This window comes from Arenibacter sp. F26102 (genome assembly GCF_023015865.1).
In the GTDB taxonomy this organism is placed as follows: Bacteria; Bacteroidota; Bacteroidia; order Flavobacteriales; family Flavobacteriaceae; genus Arenibacter.
Genome location: NZ_JALKBC010000017.1, coordinates 20,620 through 42,826, shown reverse-complemented (window position 1 = coordinate 42,826; position 22,207 = coordinate 20,620). Strand labels below are relative to the sequence as shown.

Annotated in this window: 21 protein-coding genes; 8 read left to right on the top strand and 13 right to left on the bottom strand. The window is 37.7% G+C overall.

The genetic code is table 11. The annotated features are described in order from the left end of the window. Window positions 1-29: 29 nt before the first annotated feature. The 10 genes from modA to MWU78_RS19205 form a co-directional block, all read right to left on the bottom strand. Window positions 30-839 (bottom strand): molybdate ABC transporter substrate-binding protein, encoded by an 810-nt coding sequence (gene modA / locus MWU78_RS19250; RefSeq protein ID WP_247000858.1) that lies wholly within the window; start codon window positions 837-839, stop codon window positions 30-32. Between the two features lie 31 nt (window positions 840-870). Continuing rightward, on the bottom strand, window positions 871-1,680 hold the full coding sequence (locus MWU78_RS19245) for a sulfurtransferase (protein WP_247000856.1): 810 nt from the start codon (window positions 1,678-1,680) through the stop codon (window positions 871-873). Between the two features lie 16 nt (window positions 1,681-1,696). Next, a complete protein-coding gene (locus MWU78_RS19240; protein WP_247000854.1) occupies window positions 1,697-2,860 on the bottom strand; it encodes an acetylxylan esterase in 1,164 nt (387 codons plus the stop codon). Window positions 2,861-3,571: 711 nt separating this feature from the next. After that, window positions 3,572-4,081 (bottom strand): OmpH family outer membrane protein, encoded by a 510-nt coding sequence (locus MWU78_RS19235; protein ID WP_247000853.1) that lies wholly within the window; start codon window positions 4,079-4,081, stop codon window positions 3,572-3,574. Between the two features lie 76 nt (window positions 4,082-4,157). Continuing rightward, entirely contained in the window at window positions 4,158-5,009 is an 852-nt protein-coding gene (locus MWU78_RS19230) for an OmpH family outer membrane protein (protein ID WP_247000851.1), read from the bottom strand. Between the two features lie 99 nt (window positions 5,010-5,108). Further along, on the bottom strand, window positions 5,109-7,688 hold the full coding sequence (locus MWU78_RS19225) for a POTRA domain-containing protein (protein ID WP_247000849.1): 2,580 nt from the start codon (window positions 7,686-7,688) through the stop codon (window positions 5,109-5,111). A gap of 4 nt (window positions 7,689-7,692) precedes the next feature. Further along, the gene (locus tag MWU78_RS19220) at window positions 7,693-8,433 is read right to left on the bottom strand and encodes an isoprenyl transferase (protein ID WP_247000982.1); all 741 of its coding nucleotides are present in this window, start codon (window positions 8,431-8,433) and stop codon (window positions 7,693-7,695) included. A 7-nt stretch (window positions 8,434-8,440) separates the two neighbouring features. Further along, window positions 8,441-9,127, bottom strand: a complete 687-nt coding sequence (locus tag MWU78_RS19215) for a DUF6089 family protein (protein ID WP_247000847.1) — start codon at window positions 9,125-9,127, stop codon at window positions 8,441-8,443. 117 nt (window positions 9,128-9,244) lie between these two features. After that, window positions 9,245-10,126, bottom strand: a complete 882-nt coding sequence (locus MWU78_RS19210) for an NAD kinase (RefSeq protein ID WP_247000845.1) — start codon at window positions 10,124-10,126, stop codon at window positions 9,245-9,247. A gap of 116 nt (window positions 10,127-10,242) precedes the next feature. Beyond that, window positions 10,243-10,899 carry a CBS domain-containing protein gene (locus MWU78_RS19205; protein ID WP_247000843.1) on the bottom strand — a complete coding sequence of 219 codons (657 nt, stop codon included), beginning with the start codon at window positions 10,897-10,899 and terminating at the stop codon, window positions 10,243-10,245. Between the two features lie 291 nt (window positions 10,900-11,190). On the opposite strand from MWU78_RS19205, the gene MWU78_RS19200 reads away from it, so the two are divergent. The 6 genes from MWU78_RS19200 to clpX all read left to right on the top strand — a co-directional run bounded on the left by MWU78_RS19200 (window position 11,191) and on the right by clpX (window position 16,758). Further along, complete coding sequence (locus MWU78_RS19200) at window positions 11,191-11,904, top strand: pyridoxine 5'-phosphate synthase (protein ID WP_247000826.1); 714 nt, start codon at window positions 11,191-11,193, stop codon at window positions 11,902-11,904. Next, entirely contained in the window at window positions 11,904-12,671 is a 768-nt protein-coding gene (locus tag MWU78_RS19195; protein ID WP_247000824.1) for an alpha/beta fold hydrolase, read from the top strand. Before MWU78_RS19200 ends, MWU78_RS19195 begins: the two co-directional genes overlap by 1 nt. A 159-nt stretch (window positions 12,672-12,830) precedes the next feature. After that, on the top strand, window positions 12,831-13,181 hold the full coding sequence (locus MWU78_RS19190) for a phage holin family protein (RefSeq protein ID WP_247000822.1): 351 nt from the start codon (window positions 12,831-12,833) through the stop codon (window positions 13,179-13,181). 98 nt (window positions 13,182-13,279) lie between these two features. After that, window positions 13,280-14,602 carry a trigger factor gene (gene tig / locus MWU78_RS19185; protein WP_247000820.1) on the top strand — a complete coding sequence of 441 codons (1,323 nt, stop codon included), beginning with the start codon at window positions 13,280-13,282 and terminating at the stop codon, window positions 14,600-14,602. 142 nt (window positions 14,603-14,744) lie between these two features. Beyond that, complete coding sequence (clpP, locus tag MWU78_RS19180; protein ID WP_247000818.1) at window positions 14,745-15,425, top strand: ATP-dependent Clp endopeptidase proteolytic subunit ClpP; 681 nt, start codon at window positions 14,745-14,747, stop codon at window positions 15,423-15,425. A gap of 97 nt (window positions 15,426-15,522) precedes the next feature. Next, on the top strand, window positions 15,523-16,758 hold the full coding sequence (gene clpX / locus MWU78_RS19175) for an ATP-dependent Clp protease ATP-binding subunit ClpX (RefSeq protein WP_247000816.1): 1,236 nt from the start codon (window positions 15,523-15,525) through the stop codon (window positions 16,756-16,758). A 66-nt stretch (window positions 16,759-16,824) separates the two neighbouring features. Here the strand turns inward: clpX and MWU78_RS19170 are convergent, their stop codons facing one another. Beyond that, window positions 16,825-17,370 (bottom strand): hypothetical protein, encoded by a 546-nt coding sequence (locus tag MWU78_RS19170; protein ID WP_247000814.1) that lies wholly within the window; start codon window positions 17,368-17,370, stop codon window positions 16,825-16,827. Window positions 17,371-17,444: 74 nt separating this feature from the next. Beyond that, on the bottom strand, window positions 17,445-18,959 hold the full coding sequence (locus tag MWU78_RS19165) for a GH3 auxin-responsive promoter family protein (RefSeq protein WP_247000812.1): 1,515 nt from the start codon (window positions 18,957-18,959) through the stop codon (window positions 17,445-17,447). Between the two features lie 156 nt (window positions 18,960-19,115). On the opposite strand from MWU78_RS19165, the gene MWU78_RS19160 reads away from it, so the two are divergent. Then, on the top strand, window positions 19,116-19,910 hold the full coding sequence (locus MWU78_RS19160; protein WP_247000810.1) for a DUF2797 domain-containing protein: 795 nt from the start codon (window positions 19,116-19,118) through the stop codon (window positions 19,908-19,910). Window positions 19,911-20,072: 162 nt separating this feature from the next. Next, window positions 20,073-21,404, top strand: a complete 1,332-nt coding sequence (locus MWU78_RS19155; RefSeq protein ID WP_247000808.1) for a deoxyribodipyrimidine photo-lyase — start codon at window positions 20,073-20,075, stop codon at window positions 21,402-21,404. A 159-nt stretch (window positions 21,405-21,563) separates the two neighbouring features. Here MWU78_RS19155 and MWU78_RS19150 read toward each other — a convergent pair whose 3' ends face one another. Beyond that, window positions 21,564-22,016, bottom strand: coding sequence for a sterol desaturase family protein (locus MWU78_RS19150; RefSeq protein WP_247000806.1), 453 nt, complete (start codon window positions 22,014-22,016; stop codon window positions 21,564-21,566). Window positions 22,017-22,207 lie beyond the last annotated feature (191 nt).

The following is a 22,207-nucleotide window of genomic DNA, read 5'->3' as shown; positions in this document are numbered from 1 at the left end:
TTTTAATATCTGTAATATGCCCAGGAAAACTATTCATTCACCAAATATCCAAAATCTTTTAATATCTCCTTGGCATCTTTGGAAAAAAGAAAATCATAAAAGCCCTTGGCTTCAGGATTATTGCCCCCATTTAGATTTACAAGCACTACCCCTTGACCAATGTTGGAGTAAAGTGACGGATCTATTAGAATCCAGCTACCTTTACCCCTCATTTCCGGAGATAGTACCGTTGACAAAGCCGTGAATCCAATTTGTGCAGCTTTGGACATAATGAATTGATCGGTCTGACCAATGCTTTCCCCAAAAACCAATTTGGGTCCTAAAGTTTCATGCAGACCATAGTGCTGCAATACTTCCGTGGCGGCAACGCCGTATGGGGCGGTTTTGGGATTTGCCAAAGCAATGTGTTCTATTTGGGGATTTGATAGATCAACAATTGAAACCGGCATATTCTCAATCATTGACCAAAGTACCAATTGCCCTTTTGCATAGACCTTAGGAAAACTCATTGCCTTGCCCCCATTAAAAACCGCTTCCGGATATTTCATATTTGCCGCTACAAAAACGTCATATGGAGCACCTTCTAAAATTTGTGCCGTTAATTTACCGGACGAACCCACAACCAATTCAAATTCCAAACCAGATTTATTGGCATAGACTTTTGTCAACTCCTCCATGGCAGAAGCCATATTAGCGGCAGTGGCAACTCTAATTTTTTTATGCTGACTTTCCTGACATGCTACCAAGATGCAAGTCAAGAAAATGAATCCCACCCATTTTTTGACTTGTCCAGTGAATATTTTCTGGATAAAGGTCATCTTTTGTTGGACAAATTTCATTTTCTAAAAATAGATAAGGAATATTATTAAATTAGTCCGCTACTTGTGCGTACTCCGTCCACGACCCATCATATACCTTTTTGGTATTTCCGAGGGTCATTTCAGAAGCCAACAGAACAATGCAGGCCGTAACTCCAGAACCGCAACTAAACACCAGGGGCCGCCCTTCCTTATTTAAATCATCAAAAACCTCCTTCAATTCGCTCTCAGATTTATATTTCCCATCCTTAAGTACAGTTTCATATGGCATATTGATGGAGTTCGGAATATTCCCCCGTCTTAATTCCTTCCTTGGTTCTGGAACAAGGCCAAGGAAGCGATCTGAAGAACGAACATCAATTACCAAGGCCTTCTTATCTTCTATATTATGTTTTATTTGTTCATAATTCACCACCAATTCAGGATTGAAGTGTGCTTTAAAATTACCTAAACCAACCTTCTTTCTAATCCCTTTTTCCGAGGCATACCCCTTGCTATCCCACTCTGGGAAGCCACCATTTAAGACACTGACGTTGTCATGACCCATAACTTTGAACATCCACCAGACCCTAGGGCTTATGTATATACCGTAATGATCATAAACCACTATTTTACTGGATTTATTAATACCCAATTTTCTACAGGCTTTTTCAAATTGGGCCGAACTGGGCAGCATATTGGGAAACGGACTATTTTTATCACTGAACTCATTTTCCAAATCAAAAATACGTGCTCCTGTGACCCTTTGATCCTCCACATCAGAATCTGTTACATCGTATCGCAACCGGGCATCCAAAATTACTATTTCGGGCTGATCCAAATTTTCCTTAAGCCAATCGGCTGACACAAGTATATTTTGCATGAATAACTATTTAATTTTAATCAATTGATATTTTCAAATATTTTATAACGGCATCATCACCCTGAAGTGCATTTCTAGGCCTTGGATTTTCTTTGCCAAATACCATTAAATCCTCAGGGGCCAAAATTGTAACAAAATCCTCCTTATAACCTTCCTCATAAGGAATATTTCCAGCGTTAAGATCAAGATGATGGTCAAAGAAATTGTAGAGAGCCGTTCTTTTATTATACCCATAATCATGTCTTTCTGCCGGTAGATGAACATTTTCAACTTTGTGCTCAGCATCATATAAGGCATATACCTTTTGTATATAAGGATACTCTACTCTAGGAGTATTCCTTGTCCAGTCCGATCCATCCGAAACCAAAAGCAAGGGTCGCGGGGCACAAAGGGCTGCAATTTCCACGTTATTGGTCTGGTGGCCCTTACTTTTGTGTATGGGCATTCCACTCTCACAAACGCATCCGCCAAAAAAGTGGGCAGAAACCTGTACCACTGGTGCTGCTACTTTTATACGGTCATCAATTGCTGTTAAGACAAAGGTCTGAGTACCTCCTCCAGAGGCACCGGTCATCCCTACCCGTTCCTTATCCACATCCGGCCTGGACAACAAATATTCCAAGACCCGTTTACTGTTCCAAGTCTGCAACAACAATGCAATGGGCATCTTATGATTCACCTGGTTACTTTCGGCATAACCAACCATATCATAGGCAAAAACAACCGCTCCCATTCTAGCTAGGGCAGCACAACGCCATTGAATATAATCCGTATACCTCTTATCTTTCATATGGCCATGGGGGCTAAGAATCGCAGCATATTTGCCCTCCAATTTAATGGGCCTGTACAGGTTGCCCGTAATATAAAAACCTGGAAAGCTTTCAATGGCTATGTTTTCTACGATATAACCATCCATAAGCCTGGTATTTCTAATAATAGGATTGAAATTACCCGCTATTTTCGGCATCTTATCCAGTTGCATACCTTCTACAATACCTTTCCTGATTCTCGACGACCTTTGTTCCCAAGATTCCAAATCGGTCCATTCGGAGGCGAATTTTTTCATCACGATATTTGCTTCATCCTCGGTCCAATGACTTCCTACACACAACATATTATCCTGACCACATGCTATAAAACCAAAAAAAGTAATTGCAACAAGACTGAATATATTTTTCATATTATAAAAGATAATAGTTGGCTCTCGAATTCATTTATTAAAAGATACAAAGCTCATTTAATATACCGAGCAATGTCGCAGTTCACTTATGTGATTCCCAGGGAATTTATAGCGCTAACTAAAATAGCGTTTTTCCACCATTGTTTTTCTATTTTGAAGGCAAGTTCAATAAAATCCTTCCTAATAATCCACAAACCATAACTTAATACAGGCTATGTTTCAGAATATACTCTGAGTATATTCCACTCTTAGCCATTCCAAATAGAACCAGAACAGTATTTAGTATATCTCGAAGAATACTTGGAAACTCCAAAGGCAGAAGATATGGAATTACACTGAAGCATATACGATCATGAAGTGGGTTCATGTCAACCTCTCTTGTAATAGCTCCTTACAACGATTAGTGCACTAACCCTTTACAGGTTTTCAAGGGAATTTTTAGTCAATTTTCCAAAGCCGATTCCATAAACACAAAGCATAGTAACGTAAAAGCCTTCGGACAATAATGCTAGTGACATAAAAAAGAAAAGATTTTCTAAATTATCCCGTCAGGCTTCCAGGTCATGTACTTATTTATATCCCGCTTTTTCAGCGAGATTAGTTCAACCAACTATTTTAAAAATGCTGCTTTACAGCGTTTTTAAAATAGCGTTTCACTAACAAAAAAAGCCATGCAATTGCATGGCTTTTCCTATTTATTCAATTTCCTGACTAGAAGCCTAATTGCTTCTTAACATCTGGCAAAATATCCTTTCCTTTGGCAACGATCAATCCACCTCCTTGGGTAGCATCCATTACGTAGTCGATTCCTTGAGCAGCAGCTACAGATTCTATAGCTTTTTTAGCCTTTTCGGTGATTGGACCTAAAAGCTCAGCTTGTTTCTTCTGCAATTCCTGTTGAGCAGTTTGTTGTGCCTCACCAATATTTTTTTCAAAACCTTGAAGTTCCAAAGCTCTTTTTTGGTTTTCCTCCTCAGATTTGGAAGAAGACTCATTTGAATACTGTGTGTACTTATTTTTTAATTCTGTCATAGAACTTTCAATATCCGCTCTATAGGTTTCCTGTAATTTTTTAAGTTCTGCATCTGCTGCTTTCATCTCCGGCATTTCAGACAACAATTTCTGTACATCTATATGCGCTATTTTTGCCTGTGCATTAACAAAACTTGTTGCTGCTACGAACAAAACTATGGCTACTGCTATTTTTTTAATTTGTTTCATGATTTTAATTAATGTTTGAGTGTTAATTTAAAGATTTAGTTATATAAAAGTAATTTGGTTTATACTTAATTCAATGTTACTGATTTTCTTTTGACTTCTCTCCATCGTCTTCCTTTGAGTCGCTTTTACCGCTTCTCTCTTCAATTTCCTTTTTTCTTTTAGCCTCTCTCTCCTCCAATAATTTTTTCCTTCTTTCCTCGTAAGCCTTTTTCCGTTCCTCCCTGATCCTAAGCTGTTCTGCCCTGTTTTCCTCGGCGGTCTTGGTCCTTGCCTCTTCGGCCTGCTTTGCCTTTTCCTGTCTTTCTAAAAGTGCATCGCTTATATTTTCCTCGGTTTCCTCTTCTTCTAGATCCTCAAAATTATTTCTTGCCCCTTGCTTTTTATTAGGTGCGCTTATTTTTCTGGTCCTTGATATTCCTCTTAAAACAAGATCGCTAATATCGTGTCTTTTCTCGGAATACAACATTACAACATCTGCCGATTTATCAAAAATAAAATCATATTTTTTATTCGCTCCTATTTTCTGGACTTCATTAAAAACTTGATCTTGAATGGGCTGAATCAATCGTCTTTTCTGAAGAACCAAATCACCCTCGGGACCAAATCTGTCCTGCTGATAATCGAACATCTCCTTTTCCAAAATCTGGATTTCCTCCAGGCGCTCTGAAATCAACTCCTCCGTTAACAGCACTTTCTCTGCCATTAAATCCTTTTTCATCTGATCAATTTCACCCTTCTCCTTATCCAGTTCCAATTTCCATTTCTGCACTTTGGCGGCCAATTGTTCATTTGCCTCCCTATACTCCTCAACATTCTCTAGGATATATTCCATATCCACATAACCGATTCTAACCCCTCTTTGTGCCGAAATAGTAGTAACAAACGTAGTTACAACTAGGAACAAAAGTACTTTTGATTTAATTCTCATGCTATCTTCTTTTTATACTATAGAAAATATCGTGCCAAAATAACTAAATATTTTAGAATGAACCATTTAACATATAAAACAATTGCAAATTTCTATATATTAAAACTGTTGTCCAATGATGAAGTGGGTTTGCCAACCGCTAGGTCCAGCTGAATTGGGGTTGTAATCTTGATCAAATCCGTATCCAAAATCAATTCCCAATAATCCAAATGCTGGCATAAAAATACGAAGCCCCACTCCGGCAGATCTTTTCAATTCAAACGGATTAAAGTCTTGAAAATTGTTGAAGGCATTTCCAGCCTCTAAAAATACCTGTCCATAAATGGAGGCCGATGGCTTAAGTGTCAACGGATATCTTAGTTCCAAGGAATACTTATTATATACAATACCACCATCCTGTACTTGTCCGCCACTTAATGGATCTACACTATATGGCGTTAAGGATTGATTCTCATAACCCCTTAAAGAAATTACATCCCTTCCATCCAAAGTATAGGAACCCATTCCATCGCCACCTACGAAAAATCGCTCGAAAGGAACCTTGCCCACCTCTTCATTATAACTTCCTAAAAATCCAAATTCGGCATTGGTTCTTAATACTAATTTATCTACCAAAGTAGTATACCAATCTCCCTTAAAATTAACCTTATAGAATTCCAGCCACCTAAAGCGTTCTTGATCTATGCGCTCTATTTCGTCACTATCCAACTCCTCAATGGCAACCTCTTGATCTTCATTGAGTTGCTTATAGTCTATATTATTGAACAAAGAAAATGGAGGGGTAAACTTGGCAGTCAGCTCAAAATTAGACCCAGATCTTGGATAAATACGGCCACCACCGGTAGCATTTCTAGAGATTCCAAGGGTATAGGCAATTGAATTCGATTTTCCATTTCCAAAATTAAAAAGTCCTAAATTATAGTCTTGGAAATTATATAATTGATAACCCAAAGAGTGTGATATGGTAAAGAAATCATCTGGCCATTGCACCCTTTTAGCCAAACCGGCCGTAATTCCTGTGATAGAAAATTGCTTGCTCTTATCTGGTTTACTGCTTACATAGGGGTTATAATAGAACTGTTGGGTTCTGGAAAGGGACATATTAAACCTTACCGGCTTTTTACCACCTAGCCATGGTTCGGAGAAATTCAAACTATACACCCTATATGTCCTACTCGCCTGCAAACGAAGGGCAAAGGTTTGCCCATCACCCATAGGTACGGGCTTATAAGCCTCTCCATTAAATAAATTCTTCATGGAGAAATTACTAAAAGACAGTCCCAAAGTACCTATAAAACCACCTCCACCGTAACCACCTTGGAGTTCTATCTGACTGGAGCCAGCTTCCACCAAGTTATAGGCAATATCCACTGTTCCTGCATTTGGATCAGGATTTTGGATATCCGGCTTTATCTGTTCTGCATCAAAGAATCCCAATTGTCCCAATTCCCTGATACTTCTAATGATGTCCGATTTATTATAACGCTGGCCAGGTCTTGTACGCAACTCCCTAAAAATTACGTGGTCATTGGTTTTGTCATTACCAATTACAGTAACATGATCTAGAAACGTCTCTTTACCTTCAATAATTCTTATTTCAAAATTGATGGTATCATTCTCTGCAGAAATCTCGACGGGATTGATACTGGAGAATAAATAGCCATTATTTTGGTATAAATTGGTCAGATCTTCAGCATCTGGTTTGGAGTCATCTGCGATGCGCTTTCTCAATAACACCCCATTATAGGTATCACCTTTTTTAACACCCAAAACCTGGGCAAGTTGACGGTCGGTATAAATAGTATTTCCGACGAAATCTATATCCCCAAAATAATACTTATTCCCCTCTTCTACCTTGATTTTCACATCGATGAGGTCATCTGAAACCTTTACAAAGGTATCCGATATAATTCGGGCATCTCTAAAACCTTTTTCAGCATATTTATCTACTAAGGAAACTAGATCGGTTTTGTAATCTTCTTGGATATACTTGGATTTTTTCCAGAATCTGTAGAATTTTCTTTTCTTGGTCTTTTTCAAGGCCTTACCAAGCTGTTTGTCGGACAACTGTTCGTTTCCTTCAAAAACGATATCGTTGATTTTCACCTTATCACCTTGCTTAACATTAATTACCATAGTCTGGGTATTGGCATCGGTAGTGTCCTTTGCTGTAGCTATAGTAACCTTTGTATTAAGGTAACCTTTCTTTTTATACTTGTTCTGGATATAATTCTTGGAATTGGCAATTAAACTCTCCGTTATCTTCTTCCCCTTCTTAAGATCCGTATCCTTTAAAATTTCATCTATCTTTCTTTTCTTAACCCCGTAAACGGTTACATTGGAAAGTGTAGGCCTTTCAATTATATTAAGTTCAAGAAAAACATTCTCGCCTTCAATATTGACAATATAGAAGCTTATGTCCGTAAAAAGTTCCAGCCCCCATAATTTATTGATAACGGCGCTGATTTCATCGCCAGGTACGGTTATGGGCTGCCCAATCCTTAAGCCCGTATAAGTCTTTACGGTCTGTTCGTTGTAACTTTGCAATCCGGTTACCTCCAATCCTCCAAGTATATACCTTTTGCCATCTTCATAGGCTGTATCCTGTGCCGAGATAACTGTAGTAAAAATTAAGAATAAAAGTGTAATAAAAAGTTCAAGGGACATGAACTTTTTCATGTCGCTAGGTGAGTTGTTCGCTAGTTTTTCCAAATCTTCGTTCTCTGTTCTGGTAATTTTTAATGGCTTCCAATAAATGCTGCTCCGAAAAATCCGGCCAAAATACGTCAATAAAATACAATTCCGCATATGCAATCTGCCATAGTAGAAAATTACTGATTCGATGCTCTCCGCTGGTTCGAATCATCAAGTCTACATCTGGTAAATTGTGCGTGTAAAGATGGGTATTAATAATGGTTTCGTCAATACTTTCGGGAGAAATTATATTATTTTTAACTTTGATACTTATCTGTTGAACAGCATTTTTTATCTCTTCCCTAGATCCATAACTAAGTGCTAGGGTCAAAGTCATTCCGGTATTCCCACTGGTTTTCGCCATCACATCCAACAATTCCTTGTGGGCACTTATAGGCAAGGAGGTAATATTGCCAATGGTATTCAACTTTATATTATTGTCGTTCAAGGTTTTCAATTCCTTTTTAAGGGAAGACACCAATAACCGCATTAGGGTATCCACCTCAAGTTTCGGCCTATTCCAATTTTCGGTAGAAAAAGTGTACAAAGTAAGGTACTCCAATCCCAATTTAGCACAGTCCTCAACAGTTCTTTTAACTGTTTTAACCCCTTGCTCATGGCCAAATACCCTTAATTTTCCTTTTTCTTTGGCCCATCTCCCATTACCATCCATTATTATGGCCAAGTGTCTTGGTAATGATTTCATTTTCACCTCTTCCAAACTATTTATTTTAAAATTACTGAAAGCAATCCTGACAAGGTTTCCTTCCAAACGTATACGTTAAAGTAACCCCTGAGAAAACATACCAATCATCACTAAAAATATTTCCAAATCTAAACTCTTCATAATTGGACCCTTCCGGATTACTGGCATCCAAATTATCCGTAAACGTATATCTAGCCCCTATTTCAGCGCCAACTATAAAAAATTGACTAATCCTTAATTTTGCCCCAACGGTCATCGGAACCGCAAAAGACCCATCTTTTTGTCCAATATCCTGCAATTGTGCAGCATCAAAATAATGATACCCATATCTAAAATAGGTGACACCCGTATAAAGATAAGGTGTAAATGCCGGACCTAATTGATGCAAATTATACTCTACAAAATTAAACTCCAAACCTGCCGACGCCTCCAAAACACTATTGTCCATTGCCAAATTTCGCTGTTGTCTGGAAGGGATATCCGATTTGGCATCATCCGCCGTAAACTCGCCATAAATTATACTCGCTCTCCAAGCATAGCGCTTGCTCTTATTCCATTTGAACAAACCACCAAAAGCCGGACCCGAAGGTAAAATGAAATTAGACCTTCCAACATCACCTATATTATTGGCACCCCCAGCAAATAGGCCAACTTCATATGTCTGTCCCTTAGTTTCACTAAAAATGAAAAGCAGAAATGCCGCAAAAAATAACCTCATTATTTATAAAAGTTTGCAAATATAACAATTTCAGTAGTTTAGACTAGTAAATTATTACATTCATGTTCTCACTTGATAAACAGATTTTGTCTTATTTTATTGTCGCTCCAAAAACAATCAATTACGTTTATCTTCGCCCCACAATAATTTATTTCGCAACGTTTTTAGAAAACTTTCGGAAGTATACTCGATCATCTTAATAGTAAAAGGGGCCTTTCTTATGAAAATCTCCTTACCACTTGCCACTGTAGCAATTCTGGAGTCGAGGGACACCAAATGACTTTCTTCCCGACCTGAAACCTTAAGTCTTATAACCGTATCATCGGAAATCACCAAAGGTCTGGCATTGAGATTATGGGGGGCAATCGGAGTAAGTATCAAAGATTTTGCCGTGGGTGCAATTACCGGCCCACCACAACTAAGGGAATAACCCGTAGAACCCGTTGGGGTGGCCACAATTAGGCCATCGGCCCAGTAAGAGGTTAAATATTCATCGTTTAGGTGAGTTTCTACAGTAATCATGGAGGTGGTATCTTTCCTGCTCACCGTAATTTCATTCAGTGCAAAATTTAATGTCTTAAATTCGGGAATATTGGATTGGGAACTTACCTCCACCAAACTTCGCTCCACAATGGTATAGGCGCCAGACACAAATTCCTTGACCACCTTACGCACTTCTTCTTTCCTAAATGTGGACAGAAAACCCAATCTACCTGTGTTTACCCCTACTATGGGTATTCCCAGATCACGAACGTAGGTCGTTGCCCTTAAAATTGTACCATCGCCACCAAAACTGACAAACATGTCAAAAGTGGCATCCAGACCAATGGAATCCGTGAATACAGAAAATTCACCTACATTCCGCTTGGCCATTATTAGCTTGTAAAAATCTTTTTCAAAGTAAATTTCGGCATTCTCCTTGTGAAGTTCGTCCAGCAACTCTACTATATAATCCAATGCACTGTTCTGACAGGTAAGTCCGTAAATGGCAACTTTCATCTGTTTAAATTTATCTTTTATTATTTATCAGATGTAATTCGCCACTGCCAATATACGTACGTCCAAAAATGAACGGGAGGTAATATCCTTGGGCAAGCTGGCTCATTTCATAGGAGTTAGACATTTAGGTATTTATCCAGGTAATCGGACCTCTGTTTTAAATCCTCAATAAATAAATCGTCGTTGTTCCCATAAAGAATAGTATAGTTATACCTTCTAAAGGATTGTATAATTTCATTCAAATGGGCAGTACCTATTTTAACGGTAATCTGAATAACATCATTGCGTATATCCGTAATAAAGCCACCTAAAAGTTTCACGTTATTACTTTCCACTATTTGGGCAATTTCACTAAAGGAGTAGTCTTTTATACCCTTTGCCAAGACTAGGATTCCTCCTGGCTCCGTAAAAAATGGTGTATCTATAAACTCATCAACAACATCTATTAAATCGTAATAACCAACCACCTGGCCTTCCTCGTCCAGGATCGGCAAAAGATTTGCCTCATTTTTGGAAAATATTTCCAACACATCGAGCCAAGAAGTTTCTTTTCGGACAAAAAAAGTTTCCAAATTATATCGGTAATCCTCTATCTTTTTATCCACCTCATAGTTATCAAGATCCTTTTCATCCAAAACACCTATAAATAGATTTTCTTCTACCACGGCTATATGGGAATAGGTCGAGTTCTTAAAGAATTTGATCACTTTTTTCAAGGAATCACCCACTTTAAAAATCGGTAATGTGGCAATTATGTTGTTTTGAATATTCATAACTTCATATTATAACGCAAAATACTAATAAAAATTTCTAAGAACCCTAATCTTCCAAAGTATTATTACCAAAAGGCAACCTCTTTTGCGAGCTATGAAAAATTAATCCCTATTAATTATTAATACTCCAAACTCTTTACCATCCTTATGCTTAAAATGCCCACCAATTCATTATTTACAAAAGTGCACCCCATAAACAAAGTAAGGTTCGGAAAACGAATTCTTTCATACTAAATGGAGCAAAAGGTATGCCTAATTTGTATTTTTGCCTTTTAATTATACTAAAGTCCTATGACAAAGCTTAGCGTTAATGTAAATAAAATTGCAACATTAAGAAATTCACGTGGGGGAAACGTACCCAATCTACTAAAAGTAGCCCAAGATATTGAAGAATTTGGGGCACAGGGCATTACCATACACCCCAGGCCTGATGAAAGACATATTAAATACCAAGACGCCAGGGATTTAAAAAAAGTGGTCCAAACGGAATATAATATTGAAGGAAACCCTATAGGCTCCTTTATAGACTTGGTTTTGGAAGTAAAACCCACACAAGTAACCTTAGTGCCCGATGCTGTTGACGCCATTACTTCCAACGCCGGATGGGACACTGTAAAACACAAGGACTTTCTAAAGGAAGTAATTGACACATTTAGACATAATGGGATCAGAACTTCTATTTTCGTGGATGCCAATATTAAAATGATAGAAGGGGCAGCCTTAACTGGGACCGACCGTATTGAACTTTACACTGAAAGTTATGCCCATGAATATGCCAAAGGAAACAAAAATGGGGTAATTCCATTTACAGAAGCTGCCAAAGTGGCCTATCAATTGGGATTGGGACTAAATGCCGGACACGACCTTAGCTTGGACAATATTAAATATTTTAAGGAAAACATCCCTCATTTATTGGAAGTCTCCATTGGTCATGCCCTAATATGCGAATCCCTCTATCTGGGTCTGGAAAATGTTATAAATATGTATCTAAACAAGTTAAAATAATGCCGATTTTACATTCCAATATTTTAGGGGAAGGTCAACCGATAATTATCTTACATGGATTTCTAGGAATGTCGGATAATTGGAAATCGATGGGAGCAAAATATGCCGAGGAGGGTTTTCAGGCCCATCTTGTAGATTTGCGCAACCATGGAAAAAGCTTCCATTCCAATGAATTCAATTATGAAGTGCTGGCAGAGGATGTAAAACAATATATGGAACACCATCATTTGGGAGGAGCCATCATACTGGGCCATTCCATGGGAGGAAAAACTGCCATGCTTTTTGCCTGTCACCACCCCAATTTAACAACAAAACTTCTTGTAGCCGATATTGCCCCAAAATACTACCCACCCCATCATCAAGAAATTATCAATGGCCTCAATGCCATAGATATCCACAATATTAGCTCTAGAAACGATGCTGACGAACAGTTGTCCAAATACATTGGAAATGTAGGGATTCGTCAATTTTTGCTAAAGAATCTGTACTGGGAAGAAAAAGGGGTTTTGGGTTTTCGTTTCAATCTCGAGGTTTTAAGTGGGAAAATGGAAGAAATAGGTGAAAACATAGGGTCTACGGACACCTATACAGGCCCAACACTTTTTTTAAGGGGAGACAAATCAGAGTATATTACACAAGAGGACCTAGCCACGGTAAAAAGACATTTCCCTTTGGCCATTATAGAAACCATAGATAATGCGGGACATTGGCTACATGCAGAGAATCCAACCCAGTTTTTAGAGAAAACACTTAAATTTATCAAGTAGAGCGGGATGCTTTATCAATATAGAATTTAGAGGGGCCATTTAAACCCATGACTTTCAGCCCAGCAAAATAGTGCTTTCACTAAATAAATAAATGTTTACTTTTAAAGGTATTATTCCATTTTCCAAAACAATTGTTTAACCAAAAAAAAAAACATAAATATGAATTTAATTTTGAGAATTCTCCTTAGTGCCATAGCGGTTGTTATTTTGGCAAAAATATTACCTGGGGTCGGCGTGGACTCTTACACCACAGCCATCATTGTCGCCATTGTACTAAGCTTATTGAATTTTATAGTAAAACCAATTTTGATCATTTTAACCTTGCCGGTCACCATTCTCACCCTAGGACTATTCTTACTCATCATTAATGCCGTAATAATCCTTTTGGCCGACTATTTTATTGATGGTTTTCAGGTAAATAATATATGGTGGGCACTACTTTTTAGCCTTTTACTGTCCTTTCTACAATCTATATTTTATTCATTTCTAAATGATGACAAAAAAATATAGGATACCTTTTTGACATTCAGTAATTTAAAAACTTGTTGGAGATTAGAAAATGTAGTACTTTTGCATCCCATTTTATTTTAGCAAAATTAGACATAGAAATGAACATCACTAAAGAGCAGATTGACGAACTAAATGCAGTAGTAAAAGTTGCGGTAACCAAAGAGGATTACCACGACAAGGTAGAAACAATCTTAAAAGACTACAGAAAACAGGCAAATATACCGGGTTTTAGAAAAGGTCAAGTACCTATGGGATTGATCAAAAAACAATATGGCAAAGCCGTTTTGGTTGATGAAGTGAATAAGCTGTTACAAGACAATCTCAACAAATATCTTACAGAAGAAAAGTTGGATGTTTTGGGAAATCCACTTCCAAAACAACAAGACAACTTTAATTGGGATTCTGAAGAATTCGCATTTGAATTTGAATTGGGACTTGCTCCAAGTTTCAATGTAGACCTTAAATCGAAAAAGGCCATAACCCACTACAAGATTACTGCCGACAAAAAAATGATCGAAGAGCAAGTGGAACGTATCCAAAAGCAATACGGCAAATTGATCAGCAAGACTGAAGTTGGAAAAAAAGATGAAGTAAATGGTGTTTTCAAGAACGAAGCGGAGGAAATAGACAATAAGACCGTTATCGAGATTGAAAAAATAAAAAGCAAAAAAGCACTTGAAAGCCTATTGGGCAAAAAAGTGGGCGACGTTGTTACTTTAAAAACAAAAGGCTTGTTCAAGGAAGATCATTTACTGGGCAGCTCTTTAGGTATAGACGGTGAAAAATCCGAAAAATTGGATATCGATGTTACTTTCACTATTGAGGAAATAAACGAAAAGGAGCCTGCAAAATTAGACCAGGAGCTTTTTGATAAGTTATTTGGCAAGGATGCTATTAGCTCGGAAAAGGAGCTTAAGGCACGGATCAAAGAAGATTCCGAAAAGCAATTTGAGCAACAGTCCGATCAGAAGTTGCTTAACGATGTTACGGAACATTTTATAGAAAACATAAAATTTGACCTTCCAACAGAATTCCTTACCAAATGGATTCAGATGACAGGTGAAAAACAACTGACAGAGGAAGAAGCGAACGAAGAATTTGAAAAATCCGAAAAAGGGTTGCGCTATCAATTGATCGAAGGCAAAATCATCCAGGAAAACGGTATTCAAATCCAATTTGACGAGCTTAAAGAATTTGCAAAGGGCTTTATAAAACAACAGATGGCACAATTTGGCCAGTTAGACCCGAAAGAGGAAGAATTGGACAGCATTGCTGCAAGAGTCCTTTCCAACCAAGATGAGGTAAAACGACTATCGGAGCAATTAATGAGTCAAAAACTATTGACCCTTTACAAGGAAAAGGCAAATTTAAAACCAAAAGAAGTTACATACGAAGACTTTGTCAAGGAAGTATACGGGTAATTCAAATTAGTTGAACAATACATTTTAATTAAGCCGAGATAAGAGCTATTAAAATCAAGTTTCACTAAAAATAAGTATATTTACAGTGTCGAAGATTTTATTTTCGACACTTTTTTTATCTTAAAAAACTATTGATTAAAATATGGATTACGGGAAAGAATTCAAAAACTACGCTATTAAACATCAGGGAATAAATAGCATGTATTACGATACTATACTAAGTAGTATGTACCCCACCAACCTTACTCCCAACATTATTGAAGAAAGACAGCTAAATGCAGTAGCGATGGATGTTTTCTCCCGATTAATGATGGACCGTATTATTTTCCTGGGAACGGGAATCAATGATCAAGTTGCCAACATTGTACAAGCACAGTTATTATTCTTGGAAAGCACCGATGCTTCCAAGGACATACAAATATACATCAATTCGCCCGGCGGAAGTGTTTATGCCGGTTTGGGCATATATGATACCATGCAGTTCATAAAACCAGATGTTGCCACCATATGTACCGGAATGGCAGCCTCTATGGGCGCCGTACTTCTATGCGCTGGAGAAAAAGGAAAGCGTAGCGGTCTAACCCATTCCAGGGTAATGATCCACCAACCTCTTGGTGGTGCCCAAGGACAGGCTAGCGATATAGAAATTACAGCTAGGGAGATATTGAAACTTAAAGATGAATTGTACCAGATAATTGCAAAACATTCAGGTCAGGCCCTTGAAAAAGTTAGTGATGATAGCGATAGGGATTATTGGATGAAAGCAAATGAAGCCAAGGAATATGGCATGATCGATGAAATCTTAGTAAGGGATAAGGATTAGAGACGACTAAAGGTATCAAAAAATCACTGTTCCTTCGTTTATGGATGAACCAAAATGTAGATTTTTTCGTTACTATTATTGAAAGTGATAAAATGATATGGCAAAAGAAAATTTAGAATGCTCTTTTTGTGGTAGGAAAAAGCCAGAAACCAATTTATTGATTGCGGGCTTGGATGCGCACATATGTGATCGATGTATAGAGCAGGCACATGGGATAGTTGCGGAGGAATCCAAGCAGACCAAGAACAATGACCTTTCCTCTGAGTTGACATTAAAAAAACCTTTGGAAATAAAGGAATTTTTGGATACGTATATTATTGGTCAAGACCGTACCAAAAAAGTAATGTCTGTAGCAGTTTACAACCATTACAAAAGACTTCTACAACCAAAAAGCAAGGAAGACGATATAGAAATCCAAAAGAGTAACATTGTAATGGTAGGTCAGACCGGGACCGGTAAGACTCTAATGGCAAAAACTATTGCCAGAATGCTAAACGTTCCTTTGGCCATTGTTGACGCTACCGTTCTTACTGAAGCTGGTTACGTTGGGGAAGATGTGGAAAGTATACTTACCCGTTTGCTTCAGGCTGCGGATTACAATTTGGAAAAGGCGGAACGTGGCATCGTGTTTATTGATGAAATTGATAAAATTGCACGTAAAAGCGATAACCCTTCCATTACCCGTGATGTATCAGGAGAAGGTGTTCAGCAAGGACTTCTTAAACTTCTGGAGGGTACTGTCGTAAATGTACCGCCCAAAGGAGGCAGAAAGCACCCAGATCAGAAATTTATAGAGGTAAATACAGAAAATATTTTGTTTATTGCCGGAGGTGCCTTTGACGGAATTGAAAGGCACATTACCAAAAGGTTGAACATGCAGGCCGTAGGCTATAGCGCGTCCAAAGCTGAAGAAAAGGTAGACAACGAGAATATTTTACAATACATTGTACCTAAGGATTTAAAGGACTTTGGATTAATACCTGAGATTATTGGTAGACTACCTGTACTCACCCATATGAATCCATTGGACAAGGAAACCTTAAGGGCTATATTAACAGAGCCTAAGAACGCCATAATTAAACAGTACGAAAAATTGTTTAAGATGGACGGGATTACCTTTAAAATTACGGATCAGGCATTGGACTATATTGTAGAAAAGGCCATAGAATATAAGTTGGGAGCAAGAGGTTTGCGCTCTTTATGTGAAGCCATTTTCACTGACGCAATGTTCGAATTTCCAAGTACGAACGAAACCGAATTTAAGGTAACAAAACCTTATGCCGAGGAGAAATTATCCTTTGAAACTATTAAAAAGCTAAAAGCAGTCTCGTAAGACTGCTTTTGGCTTTTATTCATTCTACTCCTTCCTCTATTCTTCTAAAAAGAAGAATTTCGATTATCAGGCCACGGATTGTTTTTGCATTACCTTAGCCAACAAACCTTGACATACTTTACTGATTATTTTCTCATCGGTATAAAGTTCATGTCCAAAATTCTGAACAATTTCCAACTCTACACCTACCTGAAGCGACCATTCCGCGGATGGCCTAAACTCATCATGCTGCCCATATAATAATTGTACATTCCCTTCCGGCTTCTGGTTTTCCAGTCGCAATCTTGTGCTGGAAATAGCATAAAGCGATTTCATCGGCAATCCTTTTAGTGCCGCTTTCCACGCAATAGTCCCACCTATTCCAAAGGCCAAATAATGGCTGGGTTCATTTTCTTTTTTCAGCAAATGCGCCACCGCTGTTTCCACTCCTCCATCTATAAATTCCTTCTGGATATTTTCAGGAGAGTCTACCGCCAAACTTACATCGGCCAAATGCTGACAGTCGTAAAAAGTAATATTATAATATTGCTGTAAGTAAGCTAAATAAGAAGTAATCCATAGCCCTTTTTTAGACCCCCACATATCCGACAATATAACTAATCTATTCGCCATAATAAAAAGTTTAAAAAGTTAATGGGAAACATTTAACACCTCTAAGATGTAGATAATAAAAGAGTTAACCTTATTTATTTGTTCATCTGAAGCAATTCCTCGATGTAGTCCCTTTTATTGGATAATCTTGGAATTTTATGTTGCCCTCCCAACTTGTCTTTGGATTTTAGCCAATCATAGAATAGATTCTGTCTTGCAATATGCACCTTGGGAAGCTTTAAGGTAATATTGTTATAACGCTTGGCCTCATAGTCTGAGTTCAAGGATTTTAGTGCATTATCCAAAATTTCGGTAAAATATGCCAATTCTTCAGGGGCCTTTCTAAATTCTATGATCCACTCATGTGCCCCCTTTTCTTTACCTTCCATAAATATAGGTGCCACGGTATAATCCTTTATTTCGGACCCTGTTTTTTTGCATATAGTTTTCAATGCCTCTTCCGCATTTTCGATAATCAATTCTTCCCCAAATACATTAATATGATGCTTGGTTCTGCCCGTAACCTTTATCCTATATGGATTGGTAGAGGTAAATCTTATCGTATCACCAATTTTGTAACGCCATAGCCCTGCATTGGTCGTAATTATTACGGCATAATTTTGATCTATCTTCACCTTCCACAATGGCAGTGTAATTTGTTCATCTGTGCCATATGTTTCCATAGGTATAAATTCATAGAAAATACCATAATCCAACATCAGTAAAAGATCGTCTGCATGATTTCTGTCCTGAATAGCAAAAAAACCTTCGGAGGCATTGTAGATTTCATAGTAGTTGAAATTTTTCTTGGGCAATAATTTGGAATATTGGTCCATATACGGATTAAAACTAACCCCTCCATGAAAGTAAACTTCCAAATTCTCCCAAACCTGAAAAAGGTGATCCTTCCCGGTTTCCTCCAAGACATTATTCAAAAGCACTAACATCCATGAGGGCACCCCTGCAAGGCTGGTCACATTCTCCTGTACACTTTCCCTAATAATTGCCTGTAATTTAGTCTCCCATTCGCTCATAAGCGACACCTTGTTACTTGGTGTACTACTCAATTCCGCCCAGAATGGCATATTATCTATTAAAATTGCCGAAAGATCCCCAAAAATGGTACCGTTATCCTGATACAACTCCTTACTGCCCCCCAAACGTAAACTCTTCCCTGTAAACAACTGCGAGTTTTCATTGTTATTTAAATACAGACATAGCAAATCCTTACTGGACTTATAATGGCAATCCTCCAAGGCTTCAGAACTGACCGGAATAAATTTACTTTTGGCATTGGTAGTACCACTACTCTTGGCAAACCACTTAATGGTGGTTGGCCAAAAAATATTTTGCTCACCCCTTCTTGACCGCTCTATCATAGGTTCTACCTCCTCATAAGAAACAATAGGCACCCGCTCTATAAAGGTTTCATAGTTGTTGATAGATTCAAAATCGTATATTATTCCTATTTCCGTATCCTCGGCAAAGGACAGCAATTGGTGCAACACCTCATCCTGTACTTCCTCGGGGTACTTTAAAAAAAGTTCTATCTGATGGTAACGCTTTTTCAGCAGCCAAGAAGCAATGGAATTGAATAGTGTTATTGGCATTTTTAGGTATCTTTATTCCCTGTTAGAGTAGGGTTTTGGGTTAAGAACCGGTTTAAGAATTAATATTATATTTTTTAAACAGGCCCTAAGTTAAATTAGCTAAAAATAGCTTTAATTGAATTCATATTCAAATAGATTTTACATTAAGAAAAAAATATGCAGTATCAAGGTGTTTTAAGAAAAATGGAATCCGAATTGGCAGATCCCATACAATATTACTTAATATTTGAAGGGGACTTTTTAAACCTCAACCAGGTATTGAACAAAGAAATTAAAATTACTTTTGTTAAATACCAATGTCTAAATTGTGGTGAAGATCGTCCCATATTTAGACAAGGTTTCTGCAGAACATGTTTTTATGAAACTCCGACCGCTGGGGACTGGATCATGAGGCCCGAATTGAGTACCGCACATTTGGACAAGGAAGATCGCGATTTGGAATACGAAAAAAAGGTGCAATTACAACCGCATATCGTGTACCTTGCCAATTCCAGCAATATCAAGGTAGGTGTAACGCGAAAATCCCAAGTCCCTACCCGATGGATAGACCAAGGCGCCCATGAAGCAATAGAAATTGTTGAAGTTCCCAATCGCTATTTGGCGGGAGTTACCGAGATGGCTCTAAAAGAACACATTGGCGACAAAACCAATTGGAGAAAAATGCTGACCAATGACGTTGACGATGAGGATTTAGTGGAATACAGAAATAAATTAAAAAAATATATTCCGGAGGAGGCTGCCCCCTATTATATAGAAAGCAATACAGAAACCCATTTAGAATTTCCCGTGCTACAATATCCCCAAAAAGTAAAAAGTCTTAACTTGGACAAAATACCAACATATTCAGGGGTATTAAAAGGCATTAAAGGCCAGTACCTGATTTTTGAGGACAATACAGTCTTTAACATTAGGGGGAGTGAGGGGTACGTTGTTGGGTTGGAAGTAAAGTAGATAATTTAATAAAAGTGCTGATTAATCGTTAAATTGTAATTGGAAATAAATTAATTCCATTTTATCCTTAAATATGTAACCAAGTGGTTTAAACAAAATGCTCGACTCCCATAGCTGTCCATAACCATGACATCAAATTAATTGTAATAAATCTAAAATATTGTGCCAGCTAAAAGCCCTTTAGACATCTCAACAAAATCTGAAGACCAAAGACCAATTTCTATTTTTTGGTTTAGACGCGATTTAAGAATCGAGGACAATACAGCACTTGCAGAAGCACTGGATAACGACATTCCAGTCCTACCCATTTTTATCTTTGATAGCAATATACTTAACGAATTGCCAAAGGATGATGCCCGAGTTGGTTTTATCCATCAATCAATTCTAAAAATTAAAGATTCCCTAAAGGCGCATGGTTCGGACATATTATGTTTACATGGGGACCCAAAAGCAGTATGGCTGGAGTTAATCTCCAAGTTTAAGGTTGCTAAAGTGTATACTAATAAGGATTACGAACCATATGCCATAACCAGGGACAAAGAAATTGCTGAAATACTCAACAAAAATGGGGTTACTTTTTTGAGTTTTAAGGATCAGGTTGTATTCGAGGAAAATGACATTTTGAAAAACAATCAAGAGCCATATACCGTTTTTACACCCTACAAAAATAAATGGCTTCTTAAATTCCAGGAAGACAATCCCATACAACTAAGGGATCCAAAGCTGAATAATCTGTGCAAGGCTAAACACACCACAATGTCTTTGGAAGATATTGGGTTTAAAAAATCGGAAATAAAAGTGAGGGACTTTGATCTGTCCCAGTTGCATCTCTATGGAAAAAAAAGGGATTTTCCCTATGAAGATATAACAAGTTATCTAAGCCCTCATTTGAGATTTGGGACAATTAGCATTAGGCAGATAATTTCTAGAATTGACAAAAGCAATGCGGTATTTTTAAGTGAATTGATTTGGCGTGAATTCTTTATGCAAATATTATTTCATTTCCCTAAGGTAGTCACTGAAAATTTTAGGTCTAAATACGATAAAATTAAGTGGAGAAACAACAAGGAGGAGTTTAGATTATGGTGCCAAGGAAAAACAGGATACCCTATGGTGGATGCCGGAATGAGGCAACTTAATGCAACAGGTTTTATGCATAATCGGGTAAGGATGATTACGGCCGGCTTTCTATGCAAACATTTATTGATCGATTGGAGGTGGGGAGAGAGTTATTTTGCCGAAAAATTGTTGGATTATGAATTATCTTCCAACAATGGTAACTGGCAATGGGCAGCAGGGACCGGCTGCGACGCAGCACCTTATTTTAGAATTTTCAACCCCTTATCTCAACAAAAAAAGTTTGACAAGGATTACAAATACGTAAGAAAGTGGATTCCTGAATTTGACTCCCTCGAATACCCCGACCCCATAGTGGAACATAAATTTGCCAGGGAAAGAGCTTTGGCCGCTTATAAAAGTGGAATTGAGGCTTAAAAGTGAAGATAATATTGCGAAGTTCCACTTATTTGTACATTAGTAGGCAACCATCCCATTGCTATAGAATCCAAACTGCCGACCTTAGGTTTTATATACCAATTTGGAAAGAAATCGAATTAAAATTTAATTTATCAACCTAAGATGGAAAATCTTTCATCAGTTTCGCCTGAAGTATTTTTTAGGGACGAATAACATTCCAAAACATTCCCCATCTTCCTTTCCCATGTTCTTATGATGAATTTTATGGGCTTTCCTCAAAGCCAGTAAATATTTGTTTTTGACGTTCTTAAACCACTTGAATCTCTGGTGAATCAGCACATCATGAATTAAAAAATAGGCTATGCCGTAAAGAAAAATCCCCAAACCTATAAAGAACAAATAGTTAAATATTGGGGCTACTCCAAAATAAAAAAGCGCAATGCTTGGAATGGCAAAAATCACAAAAAAAGTATCGTTTTTCTCAAATATGTGCGGGTATTTAGGCGCATGGTGATCGGCGTGTAAAGTCCATAAAAAACCATGCATTACAAATTTGTGGGTGCACCAAGTAACTACTTCCATCACCATAAAAGTCAACAGTGTTATGACAAAGTACAATACAATTTCCATTTACTTTTTTTTTAATATCATTCATTTCACATTTAAGGATTATGTTCCAAGCTAAGACCGAAGGAAAGACCTTATACTAAATGACTAAACTACTTATGCCTAGAAACTCAATACTAAAGGTCGTGTGTTAGATTGATTTTTAATTGTTAATGTGGGTTGTTTGGGGTAATGCTAATCTAATAGCGCAGTCG